The sequence below is a fragment of the Aminobacter sp. NyZ550 genome, from assembly GCF_025628925.2.
GTDB lineage: Bacteria > Pseudomonadota > Alphaproteobacteria > Rhizobiales > Rhizobiaceae > Aminobacter > Aminobacter ciceronei.
On sequence record NZ_CP114190.1, the window covers coordinates 3,815,409 to 3,829,938 of the forward strand.

The following is a 14,530-nucleotide window of genomic DNA, read 5'->3' on the forward strand; positions in this document are numbered from 1 at the left end:
AATACCTCACTTCTTCTCCATCACGCATTGCAGCGGATGCTGATTTTGTCTGGCGAAATCCATGACCTGGGACACCTTTGTCTCGGCCACTTCGAACGTGTAGATCCCGCATTCGCCGACGCCATGGTTGTGGACATGCAGCATGATGCGGGTAGCGGCCTCCCTGTCCTTCTGGAAGAAGCGTTCGAGCACATGCACGACGAACTCCATCGGGGTGTAGTCGTCGTTGAGGATGAGCACCCGGTAGAGGCTCGGCCGCTTGGTCTTGGTCTTCGTACGGGTAATGACTGCGGTGCCGCGGCCTGGGCCGTTGCCTCCCTCGTCACCGCTCTGCATCCGCGCCACGTCGAAGTTCGTGGCTTCCAAGCCGGTCGTCAATCTGGTCCTGCCCTTCATCAATTCCGACACTTCGTCATGTAGGTGTCATTAGGGGGATTTTAAGCCCTTCTGACGTGCTGACAATATGGTGACGGGGGCGGCATGGCCCGAATTGCCATAAACGTGAAGCACTTGTGCAAAAGAAAAACAAAAAACCCGGCTGCGCGGGCGCAACCGGGTCTTATCTGCCGGATCTTTCAATCCAGCCCCCTGAAATCGGGGATCAGTCGATCACTTCGCCTTGGCGACGAGCGACTCAAACGGCTTGTAGGCATCCTTGGCGAGTTCGGCATAAAGTTCGCCGAGCTTGGTCGCCTCAGCGACAAAACCTTCATAAGCCTGCTTGGCATAGTCGGTCTGGATTTCGACGGCCTTCTCGAGCGACTTGACGCCGAGCAGCTTCTCGAAGGTGGCAGCACCTGCCTCGAAGCTCTTCTTGGTGTAGTCGGTCGTCTCGGTGGCGATCGCCTGCGCGCCCTTGGAGAGCGAAGCGAAGCTCTTCAGGCCGGTGTCGACGAAGTCCTTGCCGTATTTGCTGAAATCTTCATAGGTCTGGGTCATCGCTGCATCCTTTCGGGTTCCGCGCGCTGCGCTATGTGATTGTGCGATGCAGCCTAGATATTGTGCAGCGCACAAAATGTCAACTGACCCCGCGTCATTCCATACCGCCCGAAGCGACGATCCCGTTCGGTAAAGTTAGACTAAAGCCCAAGCAAAAGTGTGAACGAGCCGGTTACCATAAACGGATTGGTAACGCTGTGACCCTACTGTGCATCGATACGGGGCAGGAACCTTTGCCGCCCCACATGCAACAATAATTCAAGGGTGTAACAGTGCGTCAAGCGTTGCCGGGTAAAGTGCTCAAGTCGGCCATCTCCATCAAATCGTTCATGGTTTTCACCCTCGCCGCAGCCATAGGGATGGCGTCGGTGGCTCCTGTTTCTGCAGCCAAGGCGACCAGGGACAGTCGCTACGCAGCGATCGTCGTCGATGCGAACACCGGTGAAACCCTTCACTCCTCGAGTGCCGATTCCCGGCGCTATCCGGCGTCGCTGACCAAGATGATGACGCTCTATCTGACCTTCGAGGCGCTTTCGAAGGGTCGAATCCAGAAAGATACCAAGGTCGTGTTTTCCAAGAACGCAGCCGCCGAGCCGCCGACCAAGATCGGCGTCAAGGCAGGCGGTTCGATCAGCGTCGAAGCAGCGATTCTCTCGCTCATCACGCGCTCGGCGAACGATGCCTCGACCGCGCTCGGCGAAATGATCGGCGGCTCGGAAGAAAACTTCGCCCGCATGATGACCGCCAAGGCACGCAGCCTAGGCATGAAGGGCACCGTGTTCCGCAATGCCAACGGCCTGCCCAACACCGCCCAGTTCACCACCGCACGCGACATGGCCAAGCTCGGCATCGCGTTGCGCGAGCATTTCCCGCAATATTACAGCTATTTCTCGACGCGCTCCTTCGCCTTCGGTCGCCAGCGTATCGCCAACCACAATCGCCTGCTCGGCCGCATCAAGGGCGTCGACGGCATCAAGACCGGCTACACCCGCGCCTCGGGCTTCAACCTGGTCTCGTCGGTGCAGGACGGCAACCGCCGCATCGTCGCCGTGGTTCTCGGCGGCACCAGCGGCGCCAGCCGTGACAACAAGATGGCTGAACTGATCAAGACCTACATGCCGCAGGCCTCGAAGCGCGGCGGTGGCGACCTGATCGCCAAGACCGATACGCCGATGCCGGCCGTCGCGGTCGCCAAGGCTCAGCTGCCCAAGCGCAATGCGCCGACGCCCGACATGCGCCCGGAAACCGAGGAGATCGTCGTCGCCGACGCTTCCGCCGATGAGGCCGCCGAGAGCGACGAAGTTGTCGTGGCTGCTGCCGTGCCCGCTCCGAAGCCGGTCATCGCACGCACCACCGAGCCGAAGATCGCCATGGCTTCGACCGAACGTTTCGGCGGCAAGATTCCGTTCCAGATCCGCAAGGCCAAGGATCGCGCTCCCGCTGAGGGCGTCGAGCAGGCCTACGCAGAAGAGCGCGCTCCGGCCGTCCAGGCCCTCGACCAGATGAAAACCGCGTCAGTCCCGTCGGGCTGGGCGATCCAGGTCGCGTCGTCGCCGAGCGACGGCGAGGCGCGTGCCATCCTCGACAAGACGGCAAAGCAGGCTGGAGCAGCACTTGCCAAGGCTTCGCCCTTCACCGTGCCCTTCGAAAAGGGCGGCGTGACCTACTTCCGTGCCCGCTTTGCCGGCTTTGAATCCAAGGACTCCGCCTGGAATGCCTGCAACGCACTGAAGAAGAAGAAGATCGCCTGCTACGCCATCGCGCAGTAGGCGCCCCCAACCTCCTGGAAAGTTCTGTGTCGAAGGAGAGTCTAGTGATGATCGGAGAGAAGGACGTCCTTGGCTTCGTTGATCCTCGCCGCGAGGAAAGACGAGCCTCCGAGATCGGGATGCAGGCGCTGAATCAGTCGTCGATGCGCCTTGCGGACATCCGCCGCGGCGGCCCCCGCTTCAAGACCAAGGACCTTGTAGGCCTCCTCCTTAGTCATGGCGCCAGAACTTGGCGCAACACGCTGCCCGTCGTCTCGGTCAGGTTGCGCGTCTTCTCGCCAAACGGGAAAGCGGCCGTCAAGATAGGTCTCAAGTAGCTGTAGGCTTTCCGGATCGCCGGACAGTTCCTTGTAGAGTGCCTTGAGTTCAGTAAGGCCGAGTGAGGCGAGTGACTTGCCTTCCTGGTGGCCGGCCAGGACGAACCCCTGCAGGCCACCTGTGTCGTGATCAAGCTCCATTTCGAGCGCCGCGGTCCTTACGGTCGAACGCCGCCCCGGCGTTCGACTGGTAGAAGCCCCCCTCCTTCCGGCCGCATACCAGGCCAGGGCCGCGGAGATCAGGCCGCCGCCGACGGCTGCCCGACCCAACAGCAACAGAACCACGCCAACCAGCCCCAGCGCCAATGGCCCTGCCATCTTCAGCGCCCTGGCGAGCTGGGTCGCATCTGCGCGCAAGAAGATGGTGACGGCCAGCGTCGAAAATACCAGGACAGCGGCGAGGACGGCGAGAACTGTCATGGCGCCTTGCCGCTCCTCAAATGCTCGATCATCAGAATGTCCTCGGGACGGCCCCTCGCCTCCAGCGCCTTGATGCCGCCCGTGGCAAAGACGGCGACCGCGGACAAAAGCTTCGACAAGGTCGCCGCGGCCTTGCGGTCAAAGCGGAACCAGGCGCCCTTGCTGAGCCGCGCGATCTCCTTGAAGGCGCGCTCGGCGTCTGCGTCATGGCCTTCCTGGAAGACGAAGGCCGGAACGCCTAACAAGCCAAGTTTGCCGGCCTTTTCGGCCAGTTCGTCGATGTTCTCTTCCATCGCATCGCCGATGTAGACCAGCGCATCGACCTTGGCGGACGACGTCTCCTTGAGCGCATGCGCCAGCACCTTGCCGACCTGCGTCTGACCGCTGCGGCACTGGATGGACGTCATCAGCTGCTTGAGTGACGCCGTCTCGGCAACAAATTTGGACGCCCGGCATTCGCCAAGCCCGCGGAAATAGACAAGCTGCACGTTCAACCTGCCGGTGTTGCCGACGGCGTCGAACATCTGGCCCTGCAATTCACAGGCGAGATCCCAGGTCGGCTGCCGGCTCATCGTGGCGTCGAGCGCCAGCACCAGTCGACCATTGGCCTTGCCGGTGGCCAGCGCGCGCGCCTGGCGCACGAATGCGTCGATCGCCGCGGAATCCGAACGGCGCTCGACCGGCGGGTGATTGGCTGACGTAGCCGGAGGTTTGCTTTGGTCGCTCATCACCAAAGAAGATGTGGCGGCGCGCGATAGCTTGCAAGCCCGTCGTTGCGGGCTTCGGCACCCGAGTTAGAGTAGCCCGAGTTCGGCAAGTTCGAGCCGCAGCTTTGGCGGCATTTCGGCCAGCGCTGCATTGCCCTGGCCGAGATCGGCCGGCGCATCTACCGGCTTGAGGTAGCGCCAGCCCTGGAAGGCGCGGCGCGGCTGCCAGTCGGTGCGCACAACGGTCGGCTCGAGAATGAGATGGCAACGGCCAATGCCTTCTGCATCGGTGAAGGGCCGGATTTCCAGCAAGCGCTGGCGGCACTGAACGTTGCCCTTGATAACCCAGTAGAGCGAGCCACCCGACGTCAGTTCGGCACCGCGGGTCGGCACCATGCGCGTGGTGTGGAACTGCTCCACCGGCTCGCCATCGCGCCTGCGCTCGTCCAAGCGGAAGGCGATCCATTCCTCGAGATCCTCGACGCTGTCGCAGCCGACGCAGAGCTTTAGCATGTTCAGTGACATGGGCTGAAAACTAGCGTCTCCGTCAGACGCATTCAACGCCGCCAGTGGTTTTGCACAGGCTGGCCCGTTGGGCCAGCCCGTCGGACACCCTCAGCACTCGACGACGTTGACCGCGAGACCGCCAAGGCTGGTTTCCTTGTACTTCTCGCTCATGTCCATGCCGGTCTGGCGCATCGTCTCGATGGCGGCGTCGAGCGGCACGAAATGCTTGCCGTCGCCCTTGATGGCGAGCGAGGCCGCGGTGACCGCCTTGACCGCGCCGAGCGCGTTGCGCTCGATGCACGGCACCTGGACAAGGCCGCCGACGGGATCGCAGGTCATGCCGAGATGGTGTTCGAGCGCGATCTCGGCGGCGTTCTCGACCTGCTCGGGTGTACCGCCCATGACGGCGCACAGCCCGGCCGCCGCCATCGCCGACGCCGAGCCGACCTCGCCCTGGCAGCCGACCTCGGCGCCGGAAATGGAGGCGTTGGTCTTGATGATGCCGCCCACGGCGGCTGCAGTCAGCAGGAAGTCGCGGATGCTGTCCTTGTCCGCCTCGACATGGAAATGCAGCCAGTAGCGCAGGACGGCCGGCAGCGTGCCGGCAGCACCGTTGGTGGGCGCCGTGACGACACGGCCGCCGGCGGCATTCTCTTCGTTGACGGCCATGGCGTAGATCGACAGCCAGTCATTGGCAAGCAGCGGGTTGGGCCGGTTCTGGCTCCACTGCTCCTGCAGCTTGTCGTGCAGCTGGCGGGCGCGACGACGAACCTTGAGGCCGCCCGGCATGATACCGTCCTGCGACAGGCCACGGTCGATACAGCGGCTCATTGCGTCCCAGACGGCATCAAGACCGGCATCGAGATCAGCGCGCTGCATGTGGATTTCTTCATTGGCGCGCTTCATCTCGGCAATGGAGAGCCCGCTCCGCGACGCCATAGCCAGCATTTCGACGGCATTCGCAAACGGATAGGGCACACGCTTGCCCGCCGCCGGAGCCGCGGTCTTGGCCTTCATGCGCTGCAGCTCTTCCTCTGAAACGACGAAGCCGCCGCCGATGGAGTAATAGATGCGCTTGAGCAGCAGGCGGTCGCTCGCGTCATAAGCGTAAAACGCCATGCCGTTAGCGTGGCCGAGCAGTGGCGTCTTCTTGTCGAGCACAAGATCGATGCCCGGATCGAAGCGATAGGACGGATGGCCCTCCGGCGACACACGCTTGTCGCGCGAGATCTGCTCGACGATGCCGTCCGTCTGGTCCGGGTCGACGGTGACAGGGGTCAGCCCGTAGAGGCCGAGCATGACGGCGCGGTCGGTTCCGTGGCCGACGCCGGTATAGGCGAGCGAACCGTGCAGGCTGGCGCCGACGCGGTCGACCTTGGCGCCGGCCGGGCGCGGCCAGTCGCCGGTGAGGATCTCGTCAAGAAAACGCGCGGCCGCCGTCATCGGCCCCATCGTGTGCGAGCTCGACGGACCAATGCCGATCTTGAACAGGTCGAATACCGAAAGAAACAAATCTCACTCCCTGCGACGTCGGCGGCTCATGTCGCGTATACGATCATTCCGCCCTTTTCACGTCTGTGGCTAGGCGCGATCCGACGTGGTTTGCTCAGCGCGCGACATTTGAAAAAACCGCCTGACAACGCAAGGCCATATAGCAAAAAAGCGCGGCCCAGCCGCGCTTTTTGTATCCAATCCTGGCGATTTTCGATCAGCCGGCGGCCACGACAGCTGCCGTTTCGGCACCGCTCACCAGCCAGGCAATAAGAAGAAAACCTGCAAAGCCAATCACTGCCTTGGCCGTAAGGCCCCAGCAGGATTTCTGAACGCCGTCATCCATGATGTTTAGCAAGATCCTTGTGGTTCGGTCAGCGGGCGGTGGGTCCGCCTCAGCACGCGGCCGAGTTGCCTGCTGGATACGCCTTTGCGCGCGCCTTCGCAATTGCAAAAAATGGCCAAAGCATGGCGAAATCTGCATGGCAGCCATGCGGCCATCAATCCATTTTTAATCAAATCAGGCACTTATGCCGAATTCACGATTCACGCTTTCTAAACACCTGTGACACTGCCGTGGCAGGCAGATGATCTCGAAATAGGTGCGGCGCACATGCTAGCCTGCACTGGATGATCAACGATTCCGTTTCCATGACCGGCCCATTGGGCGCTCTCGACATCGCGGCACTGGCGTTCTTCCTCGCCGGCTGGGTATTTCATGCCCTTGGCGCCGAAGGCCATATTGTCACGCGCATGTCGCTGACGCGGGCGATGAACGCCCAACGTGCCGCCTGGATGGCGACGATGGCTCGGCGCGAGGTCAGGATCGTCGACACCTCGATCATGAACGGGCTGCAGCAAGGCACCGCCTTCTTCGCCTCCAGCTCGCTGATTGCCGTCGGCGGCTGCTTTGCCCTGCTTGGCGCCTCCGATCGCGTTCTGGCCATCTTGAGCGACGTGCCGCTTGCAGGCGCCACCGCACGGCCACTGTTCGAGATCAAGGTCATCGGCCTGATCGTCATCCTGGCCTATTCGTTCTTCAAGTTCGGCTGGGCCTACCGGCTGTTCAACTACTGCTCGATCCTGATCGGCGCCGTTCCCCAGCTCAGCCCCGGCAGCGAGCCCAACGCGGCGATCGACGTCGCAGTCATGCGGGCGACCCGGATGAACCAGCTGGCCGGCAAGCATTTCAACGCCGGCCTGCGCGGCGTGTTTTTCTCGATCGGCTATCTCGGCTGGTTCGTCGACGCGCGCGTCTTCTTCGTCACCACAGTGGTGCTGCTCGCGGTGCTGATCAGACGCCAGTTCTTTTCCGAGGCTCGCAAGGCGGTGCTGGTTCAGGATTTCGGGCCTGGAAACGGATCGTCGATTCGACCCGACAGCCAGTAGGCGAGAAGGCCGATCCATTCGCGCATCGCCATCGTCGTGTTCTGGAGCGAATCGGCGGGGTTGTCGGTGAACAGGCCGACGCCCTCTTCGCCCGATGTCCGGTAGTCGACAGGCCAGGCGGTGACATCGAAACCGGCCTTGGCAAACAGCGCCATCGAACGCGGCATGTGGAAGGCCGAGGTGACCAGCAGCCACGTCTCGCCAGGCTTTGGCGTCACCATCTCCTTGGAGAACAGCGCATTTTCGTAAGTGTTCCGCGAACGGTTTTCGAGAATCAGCCTGTCGCGCGCCACCCCGAGCGCTTCGAGCAGGCGCGGCGCCGTGTCGGCATCGCCTTCGCCTTCGAGTACCAGCGTTCCTGTGCCGCCTGAAATGACGACCTTCGCATCGGGATAGCGCCTGGCAAGGATCGCCGTCTCGACCATGCGGTCGCCACCGCTGTTGAGCTCATAGCCGCCCCGCACCAGATTGATCGCGCCCTCGAAGCCGCCACCGAGCACGATGATGCCGTCGACCCTGGCCGGCTGGGCTGGTCGCTGGAACCGCTCTTCCAACGGATTGAGCATCAGCGAGCCAAGCGAGGTCCAGGTCGCGAGGGCCAGAATCATCAGCGAGGCGAAAGTCGCAATGCGGAAGAGGCGCCGGCGCCCGAAGAAGCTGGCAACGAGCCCGGCCGCAAGCAGGAAGATTGCGAAATTGAGCGGCTGGGCGAAGAACCAGAAGATCTTGGAGAGATAGAAGAACAAACCGATATGCCGTCCGTAGTGGAATGGAGCCCCCTCCAATCCACTACTATGTCAGCCCGCAAAGTACGACCCCGGACTTGCTCGACTGGACAGCTGACACGTGCCCGGCTTCGGCTGATAGGCGCTATACGCCTACCACCATTTGTCCGGCTGGAAACGGCCAGCGGCCTGCTCGATGACATGAGCGGTCTGGAACAGCGTCTCTTCGTCAAACGGGCGCCCGATCAGTTGTAGGCCGAGCGGCAGGCCGTGGCCGTCGAGGCCGGCGGGGACGGCGATGCCAGGCAGGCCGGCCATGTTCACCGTCACCGTGAAGATGTCGTTGAGATACATCTTGACCGGATCTGCGGCCATGTCCTCGTCGGCGACGCCGAACGCGGCCGAAGGCGTTGCCGGCGTCAGGATGACATCGACGCCGGCGGCAAACGCCAGTTCGAAGTCGCGCTTGATCAGCGTGCGCACTTTCTGCGCCTGGAGGTAGTAGGCGTCGTAATAGCCGGCCGACAGCACATAGGTGCCGATCATGATGCGGCGCTTGACCTCGCGGCCGAAGCCGGCGGCGCGAGTGTTCTCGTACATCTCTATGATGTCCTTGCCCGGCACGCGCAGGCCGTAGCGGACGCCGTCATAGCGAGCGAGGTTCGACGACGCTTCGGCAGGCGCCACGATGTAATAGGCTGGCAGCGCGTATTTGGTATGCGGCAGCGAGATATCGACGATCTCGGCGCCGGCATCCCTGAGCCAGGCAATGCCCTTCTGCCAAAGTGCCTCGATGTCCTCGGGCATGCCGTCGACGCGGTATTCCTTGGGAATGCCGATCTTCATGCCCTTGACCGACTTGCCGATCGCCGCTTCGTAGTCCGGCACCGGCAAGTCGACCGAAGTGGTGTCCTTGGCATCGACGGAGGCCATCGACTTGAGCAGGATCGCAGCGTCGCGCACGTCGCGGGCGATCGGACCGGCCTGATCGAGCGACGAGGCGAAGGCAACGGTGCCCCAGCGCGAAACACGGCCATAGGTCGGCTTGATGCCGACAGTGCCGGTAAAGGCCGCCGGCTGGCGGATCGAGCCGCCCGTGTCGGTGGCCGTCGCACCGGCGCAGAGGAAGGCCGAAACGGCTGCCGCAGAGCCACCCGAGGAGCCGCCTGGCACAAGTTGCATGTTGTCATAGCTGCGCGCGGTCCTTGCGCCACCTGATGCAACGAAGCCGCCATCGCCTTGATGGGTTGTCGGCATCACCACCGTCTCGGTGCGCGACCGCCGCCACGGGTTGATCACTGGACCGTAATAGGAGGTCTCGTTGGACGAGCCCATGGCGAACTCGTCCATGTTGAGCTTGCCGAGCATGACAGCACCGTCGGCCCACAGATTGGCCGTCACCGTCGATTCGTAGCGCGGCTCGAAACCGTCCAGCACATGGCTGCAGGCCTGGGTATGCACGCCTTCGGTGGCGAACAGATCCTTGATGCCGAGCGGAATGCCCTCGAGCGCACCGCCGTCGCCCCTGGCGAGCCTGGCGTCGGACGCCTTGGCCATCTCGCGCGCCTTTTCAGGCGTGGTGGCGACATACGCGTTGAAGGTCGCGTTGGCCTGATCGATCGCCTTGACGTAGGCGTCGGTCAGCTCCGTGGCGGTGATCTCCTTGCCGCGCAGCTTCTCGCGCGCTTCGGCAATCGTCAGTCTGGTCAGGTCGGTCATGGCGAATTCACTTCGGGGTCACGCAGCCGAAAGCTGCTTTTGATGAGACGACGGACTGGCCGGCAGGGCCTATTCCACCACTTTCGGCACAAGGAAGAAATTCTCGTCGGTGGCAGGCGCGTTGGCGACGATGTCGGCCGCCTTGTTGCCGTCGGTGACAGCATCGACGCGCTTCTTCATCTCCATCGGCGTGACCGACGTCATCGGCTCGACGCCCGTGACGTCGACCTCGTTGAGCTGCTCGACGAAGCCGAGGATAGCGTTCAATTCGCCGGTCATGCGCTGGGCATCGTCCTCGCTCACGGCGATACGGGCGAGATGCGCGACGCGCTTGACGGTCTTGAGATCAACGGACATCGAAAAACTCCGGAAAGCCGGTAAATTTGGTCAGGTCGGGCTATAACGGCGCGGCGCGCGCGGTGCAACATCGATGATCATGCTCATGGCATGGCGACGCCATCGCACAGCACGTAGGTGCCGCCATTGTCGGTCTGGCCGCCCTCGGGATCGACCTGGCGCACCGAAACGAGCTCGAGTTGCGTCGGGCTGAGTTCGAGGATGGAGAGCGTGTCTGGGAACAGATGCCCGGGCTCCTGGCACACGGCGGTCACCGCCCATGCAGGCGCCCGCGTCGCCCGGGTGACATTGAGAAACTCGCAATTGTATTCGACGCTTTCGAGCCCGTCCGCCGACAGGACAAGGCTGCCGGCGTCGATGACCGACTGCAGCGAATCCTTCTTGGCCTGGGCGCAGAGCTCCTCGGACTGAAGATAGACGCCCTTGATGAAGTCGACGGCATGGGCCGAGGTGCCGAACGCTGCCAACCAGGACACTGCTAGAATGCGCCAGATCTTCATTGCCGGTCTCCGCTACCTTTAGTGCGAATCTTCCGTATTCTCGGCGGGCCACCGCCATGCGTTTCAGGGTCAGGATAGTCCAACAACCAGACGTCACCTGACTTGTCGTCAACATACTCATTCGTCCAGTTTTCTGGGTCCGTCTTGAGCAATCTCAACCGCCTTGTGCGCTCGATCGCCTCGGCGCCGCGACATTCTACTTCGCCTTCCACAGTTGGCCCCACCACGTTGACGCCACGGCACAGCCAGCTCAAATGTCAGTCGCCACGCCAACCCTGGGCAACACCACCTCGACACCAGAGCCTTCGAGCCCGGCGACGAACTGTTCCGCCGTCTGGTCGATGATCGGGAAGCTGGCGAAGTGGCATGGCAGCACGGTTTCGAACTTGAAGAAGCGCCGGCAGGCAAGGGCCGCCACAGCACCGCCCATGGTGAAGCGGTCGCCGATAGGTACGATGCCGATGGCCGGTTCGTGCAGTTCGTTGATCAGCGCCATATCGGAGAAGATGTCTGTATCGCCCATGTGATAAAGCGTGCGCTCCTCGGCGAAATGCAGCACCAGGCCACCGGGATTGCCGAGATAGACGTTGCCGCCATTCGGCCCGCTGACCGACGACGAATGCAGCGCCGCAACGAAGGTGGTAGTGAAGCTGCCGCAGTCGACGGTGCCACCGATGTTGCCGGGATTGATCTGCTTGTCGCCGACACCCTGGCCGACGAGATACATGCAGATCTCGAAATTGGCGACGAGCATGGCGCCGGTCTTCTTCAGGATCGCTGCGGCATCGCCGATATGGTCGTCATGGCCGTGCGTCAGAAGCACATGGGTGACGCCCTCTGCGGCCTGCTCCCAGGACTGTCCCCATGACGGATTGCCGGTCAGGAACGGGTCGATCAGAATGGTAGCGCCAGCGACTTCAATCCGGAATGCCGAATGTCCATACCAGGTCAGCTTCATCGTTTCGGCACTCCTCGTCATTTCGTCGGCCAAAGGATAGAACGCACGAAGCCCCTTTCAAAGAGGCCGATACGTAAATTCAAGGTGTTAGGACCTGCGCTGCCCGTCCGGGCGCACGCATCCGGCAATTCATAGAGGAAAGCCGCTTGGCCATCGTTACGATTGAACAACTGCCCGGGCTGCTGGCCGGCGGAAAGACGCTAGCCGGGCTCGACCTCGGCGACAAGACGATCGGCGTTGCTGTCTCCGATCGCGGCCTCTCCTTCTCGCATCCGCGCCAAGTCATCATCCGCAAGAAATTCACGCTCGACGTGGCCGCCTTGCTTGCCATGCTGGCGAAGGAGAACACCGGTGCGATCGTCATCGGCCTGCCGATCAACATGGATGGCTCCGAGGGGCCACGCGCCCAGAAGTCGCGCGCCTTCGTGCGCAACGCAGCCAACCTGACCGACCTGCCGTTCCTGTTCTGGGATGAGCGGCTGTCGACGGTCGCCGCCGAACGCGCGCTGATCGAGATGGACGTCTCGCGCAAGAAGCGTGACGGCCGCATCGATTCGGCCGCCGCCGCCTTTATTTTGCAGGGTGTACTCGACCGGCTTCAGACACTCGACGCATCTCTGGCCGGGGATTAGAGCGCCAGCCCCTCACCTTCTCGGCAATCAGCTTGCGGCGGCGGAACGCCCAGATTCCCAAAAGGATGAATGTGTCGATGATGCAGGCCTTGCCGATCATCCACGGAATCTTGGCCGCTTCGACGCCGAGCAATTCGCCATAGAGGTCGAAGATCGCCAGGTTCAGGGCGCGGCTCAGGATCGGGTAACCGAAATGGAGGTCGTTGATCGACAGGAAGTACCAGCCCCAGAACAGGACCAGCGGCGCAGCCCAAACGGCGAAAATATAGCGCATCAGACGCTACCTCTGGCCGGCGGTCTGGCGGCTTCATCGCCCTGGAACTGGTTCGAAAGGACCGGCATCGGGATTCCTGCTTCTTTGCAAAAGACAGTGGGCCCTGCGCCTGCGACGCGCAACGTAAACCATTTGTTAAGGTTAATTTGGCCGCAGCTGTCCGAAAATGGGACGGCCTGTGACCCGGAACGTGTCAGCCCACCTGTGGATAGAGCGTATCGATGATCAGGCGCGAATCGTGGCGCGCGTCGAGCATGCCGTAGGTGCCGCGCCACTGGCCGGCGAGACGGGTCTCGATGAAGGCGTCGGCGATCCGCCCTGCCCCCATGCGGCGCAGTTCGGCAGCGGCCGCCGAGATTGCCAGTTGTTCGGTCAGGATGCGTGCCGAGCCCTCGTCCGACGATGCCACCTGCATGGCTGCGCGGAGCACGCCGAGCACACTGCGTCCACCGGGCCCAAGGTCGCGCTCAAGTGTAGCCAGTACATCCTCGAACAGGCCAGGCGCGCGCTGCAGAACGCGCAGCACGTCGAGCGCCATGACATTGCCCGAGCCCTCCCAGATCGCGTTGACCGGCGCCTCACGATAATAGCGGGCCAGCGGCGCTTCCTCGACATAGCCGTTGCCGCCGAGGCACTCCATCGCCTCGTAGAGCAGCGCCGGCGCGATCTTGCAGACCCAGTATTTGACGACGGGCGTCATGGCGCGGGCAAAGGCCGCCTCGCCGCGATCCGATGCCGCTTCGTCAAAGGAACGTGCCAGGCGGAAGGCGAGCGCGGTCGCGCCGGCGACATCAAGCGCCATGTCGGCCAGCACGCGCTGCATCAGGGGCTGATCGACAAGATTGGCACCGAACACCTGGCGGTGACGGGTATGATGGACGGCTTCCGCAAGCCCTGCCCGCATGATCGCCGAGGAGGCGACGGCGCAGTCGAGTCGCGTCAGCGTCACCATGTCCATGATCGTCTTGATGCCGCCGCCCGGTTCGCCGACGAGGTCACCGATGGCGCCCTGGATTTCGACTTCCGACGAGGCATTCGAGCGGTTGCCGAGCTTGTCCTTCAGGCGCTGGAACTGCAGCCCGTTGGCCGAGCCGTCGCTCAATATGCGCGGAACGAGGAAGCATGACAGCCCTTCGGGCGCCTGCGCCAACATCAGGAAGGCATCCGACATCGGCGCCGACATGAACCATTTGTGACCGGTGAGCCGGTAGAAACTGCCGCCGGCACGCTCGGCCTTGGTGGTGTTGGCGCGCACGTCGGTGCCGCCCTGCTTCTCGGTCATTCCCATGCCGAGCGTCAGGCCGGTCTTTTCGACCGGCGGCTTCTGCGCCTGGTCATATTTGCGCGTGGTGACACGCGGCGCCCATTCGCGGAACAGCTTCGGGCTCGCCATCAAGGCAGCAAGCGAGGCATTGGTCATGGTGATCGGGCACAGATGCCCGCATTCGAGTTGTGCTGTCAGATAAAAGCGCGCCGCGCGCACCTGGTGGCGGCGGCCGGTCTCGGTGCCGCCATTCTCCCAGACGGAGGAATGCAGGCCGCCCGCAATCGAGCGGCGCATCAGCGCGTGATAGGCGGGATGGAACTCGACCTGATCGATACGGCGGCCCTGGCGGTCATGGGTCCTGAGCTTCGGCACTTCGCTGTTGGCGAGCCGCGCCAGGTCCTGCGCTTCATGAGTCAGCACGAAGCGGCCGAGCCCGTCGAGGTCACGGCGCACGGGATCGGAGAAGCCTTCCGCGATCTGGATCAGCAGCGGGTCACCGCGCCAGGCATTGCTGCCCGTCAACGGAGGGGGCTGGTTCGGCACGTCCTGCGTCACGCCT

The 14,530-nt window shown here is 62.8% G+C and carries 18 protein-coding genes; 3 read left to right on the forward strand and 15 right to left on the reverse strand.

The window, feature by feature from the left end:
- Positions 1-6 precede the first annotated feature (6 nt).
- Together clpS and N7E70_RS18960 are read right to left on the reverse strand one after the other, a co-directional pair.
- The gene (gene clpS / locus N7E70_RS18955) at positions 7-336 is read right to left on the reverse strand and encodes an ATP-dependent Clp protease adapter ClpS (RefSeq protein ID WP_067966623.1); all 330 of its coding nucleotides are present in this window, start codon (positions 334-336) and stop codon (positions 7-9) included.
- A gap of 273 nt (positions 337-609) precedes the next feature.
- Entirely contained in the window at positions 610-939 is a 330-nt protein-coding gene (locus N7E70_RS18960) for a phasin family protein (RefSeq protein WP_067962446.1), read from the reverse strand.
- A gap of 329 nt (positions 940-1,268) precedes the next feature.
- On the opposite strand from N7E70_RS18960, the gene N7E70_RS18965 reads away from it, so the two are divergent.
- On the forward strand, positions 1,269-2,708 hold the full coding sequence (locus N7E70_RS18965) for a D-alanyl-D-alanine carboxypeptidase (protein WP_442866466.1): 1,440 nt from the start codon (positions 1,269-1,271) through the stop codon (positions 2,706-2,708).
- A 41-nt stretch (positions 2,709-2,749) separates the two neighbouring features.
- Here the strand turns inward: N7E70_RS18965 and N7E70_RS18970 are convergent, their stop codons facing one another.
- The 5 genes from N7E70_RS18970 to N7E70_RS18990 all read right to left on the reverse strand — a co-directional run bounded on the left by N7E70_RS18970 (position 2,750) and on the right by N7E70_RS18990 (position 6,496).
- On the reverse strand, positions 2,750-3,445 hold the full coding sequence (locus tag N7E70_RS18970) for a DnaJ domain-containing protein (RefSeq protein WP_067962454.1): 696 nt from the start codon (positions 3,443-3,445) through the stop codon (positions 2,750-2,752).
- The gene (locus tag N7E70_RS18975; protein WP_067962457.1) at positions 3,442-4,173 is read right to left on the reverse strand and encodes a hypothetical protein; all 732 of its coding nucleotides are present in this window, start codon (positions 4,171-4,173) and stop codon (positions 3,442-3,444) included. The genes N7E70_RS18970 and N7E70_RS18975 overlap by 4 nt, the downstream gene beginning before the upstream one ends.
- Before the next feature lie 66 nt (positions 4,174-4,239).
- Positions 4,240-4,677, reverse strand: coding sequence for a DUF1489 family protein (locus tag N7E70_RS18980; protein WP_067962461.1), 438 nt, complete (start codon positions 4,675-4,677; stop codon positions 4,240-4,242).
- Positions 4,678-4,767: 90 nt separating this feature from the next.
- Positions 4,768-6,171 carry an L-serine ammonia-lyase gene (locus N7E70_RS18985; protein ID WP_154386047.1) on the reverse strand — a complete coding sequence of 468 codons (1,404 nt, stop codon included), beginning with the start codon at positions 6,169-6,171 and terminating at the stop codon, positions 4,768-4,770.
- Between the two features lie 196 nt (positions 6,172-6,367).
- On the reverse strand, positions 6,368-6,496 hold the full coding sequence (locus N7E70_RS18990; protein WP_256438414.1) for a hypothetical protein: 129 nt from the start codon (positions 6,494-6,496) through the stop codon (positions 6,368-6,370).
- A 305-nt stretch (positions 6,497-6,801) separates the two neighbouring features.
- Between N7E70_RS18990 and N7E70_RS18995 the strand changes: the two genes are divergently transcribed.
- Positions 6,802-7,539: a DUF599 domain-containing protein gene (locus N7E70_RS18995; protein ID WP_067966626.1), complete on the forward strand. Its 738-nt coding sequence runs from the start codon at positions 6,802-6,804 to the stop codon at positions 7,537-7,539.
- Here N7E70_RS18995 and N7E70_RS19000 read toward each other — a convergent pair.
- The 6 genes from N7E70_RS19000 to N7E70_RS19020 form a co-directional block, all read right to left on the reverse strand.
- Positions 7,488-8,285, reverse strand: a complete 798-nt coding sequence (locus tag N7E70_RS19000; protein ID WP_154386048.1) for a YdcF family protein — start codon at positions 8,283-8,285, stop codon at positions 7,488-7,490. The genes N7E70_RS18995 and N7E70_RS19000 overlap by 52 nt on opposite strands.
- A gap of 132 nt (positions 8,286-8,417) precedes the next feature.
- Positions 8,418-9,983, reverse strand: a complete 1,566-nt coding sequence (locus N7E70_RS19005) for an amidase (protein WP_182573869.1) — start codon at positions 9,981-9,983, stop codon at positions 8,418-8,420.
- Positions 9,984-10,052: 69 nt separating this feature from the next.
- A complete protein-coding gene (gene gatC, locus N7E70_RS19010; RefSeq protein ID WP_067962472.1) occupies positions 10,053-10,340 on the reverse strand; it encodes an Asp-tRNA(Asn)/Glu-tRNA(Gln) amidotransferase subunit GatC in 288 nt (95 codons plus the stop codon).
- An 83-nt stretch (positions 10,341-10,423) separates the two neighbouring features.
- A complete protein-coding gene (locus tag N7E70_RS19015; RefSeq protein ID WP_246765288.1) occupies positions 10,424-10,840 on the reverse strand; it encodes a hypothetical protein in 417 nt (138 codons plus the stop codon).
- Positions 10,837-11,067, reverse strand: a complete 231-nt coding sequence (locus N7E70_RS30930) for an Imm27 family immunity protein (RefSeq protein ID WP_442866521.1) — start codon at positions 11,065-11,067, stop codon at positions 10,837-10,839. Before N7E70_RS30930 ends, N7E70_RS19015 begins: the two co-directional genes overlap by 4 nt.
- A gap of 23 nt (positions 11,068-11,090) precedes the next feature.
- Complete coding sequence (locus N7E70_RS19020) at positions 11,091-11,798, reverse strand: metal-dependent hydrolase (RefSeq protein ID WP_263007286.1); 708 nt, start codon at positions 11,796-11,798, stop codon at positions 11,091-11,093.
- 146 nt (positions 11,799-11,944) lie between these two features.
- Between N7E70_RS19020 and ruvX the strand changes: the two genes are divergently transcribed.
- The gene (gene ruvX / locus N7E70_RS19025; protein WP_263007287.1) at positions 11,945-12,430 is read left to right on the forward strand and encodes a Holliday junction resolvase RuvX; all 486 of its coding nucleotides are present in this window, start codon (positions 11,945-11,947) and stop codon (positions 12,428-12,430) included.
- Here the strand turns inward: ruvX and N7E70_RS19030 are convergent.
- Complete coding sequence (locus N7E70_RS19030) at positions 12,369-12,704, reverse strand: DUF6105 family protein (protein WP_263007288.1); 336 nt, start codon at positions 12,702-12,704, stop codon at positions 12,369-12,371. The genes ruvX and N7E70_RS19030 overlap by 62 nt on opposite strands.
- A 193-nt stretch (positions 12,705-12,897) precedes the next feature.
- On the reverse strand, positions 12,898-14,526 hold the full coding sequence (locus N7E70_RS19035; protein ID WP_182573865.1) for an acyl-CoA dehydrogenase family protein: 1,629 nt from the start codon (positions 14,524-14,526) through the stop codon (positions 12,898-12,900).
- Positions 14,527-14,530 lie beyond the last annotated feature (4 nt).

What these genes read in the sequence shown, in the direction of transcription:
- clpS (WP_067966623.1), bottom strand. Translation starts at nt 336, where the DNA reads ATGCAGAGCGGTGACGAGGGAGGCAACGGCCCAGGCCGCGGCACCGCA.
- N7E70_RS18960 (WP_067962446.1), bottom strand. Translation starts at nt 939, where the DNA reads ATGACCCAGACCTATGAAGATTTCAGCAAATACGGCAAGGACTTCGTC.
- N7E70_RS18965 (WP_442866466.1), top strand. Translation starts at nt 1,269, where the DNA reads ATGGTTTTCACCCTCGCCGCAGCCATAGGGATGGCGTCGGTGGCTCCT.
- N7E70_RS18970 (WP_067962454.1), bottom strand. Translation starts at nt 3,445, where the DNA reads ATGACAGTTCTCGCCGTCCTCGCCGCTGTCCTGGTATTTTCGACGCTG.
- N7E70_RS18975 (WP_067962457.1), bottom strand. Translation starts at nt 4,173, where the DNA reads ATGAGCGACCAAAGCAAACCTCCGGCTACGTCAGCCAATCACCCGCCG.
- N7E70_RS18980 (WP_067962461.1), bottom strand. Translation starts at nt 4,677, where the DNA reads ATGTCACTGAACATGCTAAAGCTCTGCGTCGGCTGCGACAGCGTCGAG.
- N7E70_RS18990 (WP_256438414.1), bottom strand. Translation starts at nt 6,496, where the DNA reads ATGGATGACGGCGTTCAGAAATCCTGCTGGGGCCTTACGGCCAAGGCA.
- N7E70_RS18995 (WP_067966626.1), top strand. Translation starts at nt 6,802, where the DNA reads ATGACCGGCCCATTGGGCGCTCTCGACATCGCGGCACTGGCGTTCTTC.
- N7E70_RS19005 (WP_182573869.1), bottom strand. Translation starts at nt 9,983, where the DNA reads ATGACCGACCTGACCAGACTGACGATTGCCGAAGCGCGCGAGAAGCTG.
- gatC (WP_067962472.1), bottom strand. Translation starts at nt 10,340, where the DNA reads ATGTCCGTTGATCTCAAGACCGTCAAGCGCGTCGCGCATCTCGCCCGT.
- N7E70_RS19015 (WP_246765288.1), bottom strand. Translation starts at nt 10,840, where the DNA reads ATGAAGATCTGGCGCATTCTAGCAGTGTCCTGGTTGGCAGCGTTCGGC.
- N7E70_RS19020 (WP_263007286.1), bottom strand. Translation starts at nt 11,798, where the DNA reads ATGAAGCTGACCTGGTATGGACATTCGGCATTCCGGATTGAAGTCGCT.
- N7E70_RS19030 (WP_263007288.1), bottom strand. Translation starts at nt 12,704, where the DNA reads ATGCGCTATATTTTCGCCGTTTGGGCTGCGCCGCTGGTCCTGTTCTGG.